The sequence below is a fragment of the Actinosynnema sp. NPDC037264 genome (genome assembly GCF_055603705.1).
The window spans coordinates 1-1,020 of record NZ_JBVJVK010000146.1; the positions used below are offsets into that span (position 1 = coordinate 1).

Genomic DNA, 1,020 nt, shown 5'->3' on the forward strand with positions numbered 1-1,020 from the left:
TCAACCTGGCCAGCGACGAGTAGCCGGTGCCGAAGTCGTCCACCGCGAACCGGATGCCCCGCTCCACCAGCTCGCCCATCGCCTGCCGCACCCGCGACGGCAGGTCGACCAACGCGGTCTCCACCAGCTCCAGCACCACCCGGTCCCACGGGATGCCCGCCTCGGCGATGGCGTCGGCCACGATGTCCACGAACTCCGGGTCACCCGGCACCAGACCGGCCAGGTTCACCGCCACCGACACCGGCCTACCACCCGGCTCCGGCCACGTCGACGCCTCCTTCAACGCGGTCCGCAACACCCACCGGTCCAGCTCCCGCAACAGGTCACCCTGCTCGGCCACGGGCAGGAAGATGTCCGGCGGCAACAGCCCGCGATCCGGGTGCGGCCACCGCACCAACGCCTCCGCCGTCTGCACCACGCCGTCCACCCCGACCACCGGCTGGAAGTGCAACGCCAACCCGTCGTGCTGCAACGCCTCCCGCAGCTGCCCCTCCAAGTGCACCTGCCGGTCGGCCGAAGCGATCAACGCCGCGCTCGCCAACGACACCCGCCCCGCACCCGACCGCTTCGCCTCGAACATCGCCGCATCGGCGAAGCGCAACAGGTCGTTGCCCGTCGCACGCGACCCGTTCGGCACCGCCGCCCCGATCGACGCCGACACCCGGACCAGCTGCCCGTGCACCGGCACCGCCGTGCGCAACAACCCCGCCACCTTCGTGGCCAGCGCGTCCACCCCGCCCACCCGGTCGAGGTTCTCGCAGATGATCACGTACTCGTCACCGGACAGGCGAGCCGCCGTGCAGCCGTCGGGCAGACCACCCTCCAACCGCCGCGCCAACGCCACCAACAACTCGTCACCCGCGTCATGACCCAGCGAATCGTTGACCCGCTTGAAGTTGTCGATGTCGCAGAACAACACCGCGACCTTCGACCGCTCCGGCGACTCCAACAACTCCCCGAGCATCTCCTTGACCAAAGCCCGGTTCGGCAACCCGGTCAGCTCGTCGTGCGTGGCCTGGT

Annotated in this window: 1 protein-coding gene; it reads right to left on the bottom strand. The window is 70.2% G+C overall.

Annotation, left to right across the window (positions count from 1 at the left end; genetic code table 11):
• Positions 1–1,020 (bottom strand): putative bifunctional diguanylate cyclase/phosphodiesterase (locus ACZ7GX_RS45735; protein ID WP_498786934.1); only part of this gene is annotated, 1,020 nt, incomplete at both ends.